Raw genomic sequence first — 2,314 nt, 5'->3', positions numbered from 1 at the left:
GGCTGGTTGTCAGACATCCCCACATGATGATCTCTCCTTCGAGGTCGGGCCAAGTGATCGCTCAGCCGGTCACTCGGCCAGCAGGCCGGTCCCCCCCCCCCCGACGTCGGGCCGCTCCCCAGCAGCAGCTGCTCCTGGCCCTCGGTCAGCTCCGCCTCGTCCGGACTGGCACCCGGCCGCCCGGAAAGCTCCGCCGGCTCACCCCGCCCGCCTACGGGCGCAGTCCCGCCCCGATCACCGAACAGTTCCTCGGGCGCCTTTTTGACGCTCTCCAGGCCGTGCTGTCAAACCTCGCGCGGTGGAGCCGCCAGAGGCGGCTCCACCGCGCAGCCCGTGCACAGGGGCTGGGCCGTGGTTCAGCAGGTCTTGCCGGCGTACCAGGCGCCCTGGAAGTCGGGCCAGGAGCCCAGGTAGTGGTCGCCCGGTGTCACACACTGCTCGTAGTCGCGGATGCCGCCGATGTTGAGGCGATCGACGAAGATGACGACGTTGCCCGTACCGCAGTGGTTGTAGGACGCCCTGCTGAGGACCGTGTACCAGCCGCAGGGAGAGGCCGCCACGGTCGGGCTCGTCTCCTTCGCGGGGGCCGCCGACGCGGTTTGCACGCCCATCGCGGTTGCGGCCAGGGTCAGGGCCGCAGCAGCTGTCAGTGTCACCCGGTAGTTGCGTCGCATGTGTCTTCCCTCCAAGTAGCAGGGCCCCCGTGTCGGCCACCCGGGCACTCGATGCCTCGGGCGGCGTTGTTTCCGGGCCCCCCGTTCTCTGCTGAAACAGCGATGCCAGCAACTGATGGGGCGTGAGACGTCGGTTTCATTGGCGAGTCCGCGGTAGTCGAAAGAGACCGGGGACCATGGGTTGCTGCATCGCTTGTGACGACCGTAGGCGCAGGACGCGCCCCATAGGCACCACTGTGTGCATCGCGACACGCCACTCCGTGCACAGGGCACGAGCCGGCAGTAGGGTTCCCGTGCGCGACGGTACGGGGGTGCGTTGAGGTGACAGACCGCGAGGGTTGCCGGCTCAGCGGGACTGAGTCGTTCGAGGCGGTAGCCTCGGGCTTGTTCGCTCCACTGCGGGTGACCGGTGCCCAGCCGCAGCAGTTCGAAGCCGTGGTCGACCACACAGCCATGGGACCCGTCGTCATCGCTCGGATCCAGGCCAGCGCCGCAACAGTGACGCGGGACAGACGAAGCATCACCTCCAGCGATGTGGAGTGGATGCACTTCAATCTGCACCACCACGGTCCGGTCACAGCTGCCCAGGACGACCGGACCACGACGGTGAGGCCCGGTGAACTCTTCGCCTGTGACAACACCCGGCCCTACCGGCTCATCGGTGCCGACTCCAGTGACATGACCGTGCTCTGCGTCCCCCGGGCCAGTCTCGGCAGGTACGCGGACTCCATCAGCCGGCGCACGGCGTCCCCGATCCCCACCCAGGGCGCGATCGGCAGGCTCCTCGGTCACGCGATGGCCACCGTCGACAAGGACCTCCCCCGCCAAGGCGTGCCGTGTACGCACCTGGCCGACGCGCTCACCGCACTCCTGCTCGCCGCTTTCGCCGACACCACCCCCGAGCGGGCTTGCGTCGCCAGCGACCTCGCCGACCGTATCCGCGCCTACGCGCTCGCCCACCTCGGCGACTTGCACCTCACGGCCGAACAGGTCGCACGTCAGCACTACATCTCGGTCCGGCACCTCCACACCTTGTTCAAGGGCAGCGAGCTGACGTTCGCCGCCTGGGTCCGGCATGAACGTCTTTTACGGATCCGCCGAGACCTCCTCGATCCTGCATGCTCGGACGTCTCGGCAGCCACGATCGCGGCACGGTGGGGCGTGCACGACCCCAAACACCTCGGCAGAGCGCTGAAACGTGAGTTCGGCGAAACCGTCAGCGACCTGCGCCGCGGGCAAAAGGACTGAGCAGGCCTGGCCTGTGACTCAGGGCCTTCTCCTTCGCCCGCTCGGGCGAAACCCAGCGCCTGCCGACCGCCGGTGGCGTACTGCCGGTAGACCGCCGAGCGGGTCGACGCGAAAGTGCGCTGGAGTCTGGCGACAACGAGGCAGAGGTGGCGTCGCTGTGGGACGCGGCGGGCGCCGCCTGGACCACGAGATGGCCTACGAGCTCGCTGCGTAAAGCCAGCGCCCCGCTGCGGACGGTGGAAGCGGGAACGGGCCGGGCGCCCGGCCCGCGCCCCCCCCCCCCCCCCCCCCCCCCGGGGGGGGGGGGGGGGCGGGGGGGGTTTTTTTGGCGGTGTTGTTGGCGGGGTTTGGGTGGTTGTGGTTTGGGGGGTGGTGGGGGCGGGGGGCGGCAG

2 protein-coding genes are annotated in these 2,314 nt (G+C 69.4%); one reads left to right on the top strand and one right to left on the bottom strand.

The features are described from left to right. Positions 1 to 356: 356 nt before the first annotated feature. Entirely contained in the window at positions 357 to 674 is a 318-nt protein-coding gene (locus tag EV562_RS34940; protein WP_133890886.1) for a DUF6355 family natural product biosynthesis protein, read from the bottom strand. Positions 675 to 995: 321 nt separating this feature from the next. On the opposite strand from EV562_RS34940, the gene EV562_RS34935 reads away from it, so the two are divergent. Then, positions 996 to 1,922, top strand: a complete 927-nt coding sequence (locus EV562_RS34935; protein ID WP_133890885.1) for a helix-turn-helix domain-containing protein — start codon at positions 996 to 998, stop codon at positions 1,920 to 1,922. Positions 1,923 to 2,314 lie beyond the last annotated feature (392 nt).

Origin of the sequence: Streptomyces sp. BK208, assembly GCF_004364245.1 — a bacterium.
Classification (GTDB): domain Bacteria; phylum Actinomycetota; class Actinomycetes; order Streptomycetales; family Streptomycetaceae; genus Streptomyces.
This window is presented reverse-complemented; position numbering and strand designations above follow the sequence as displayed.

Bases quoted from the DNA above. Each gene is read 5' to 3' on its own strand.
- EV562_RS34940 (WP_133890886.1), bottom strand. From the start codon at position 674: ATGCGACGCAACTACCGGGTGACACTGACAGCTGCTGCGGCCCTGACC.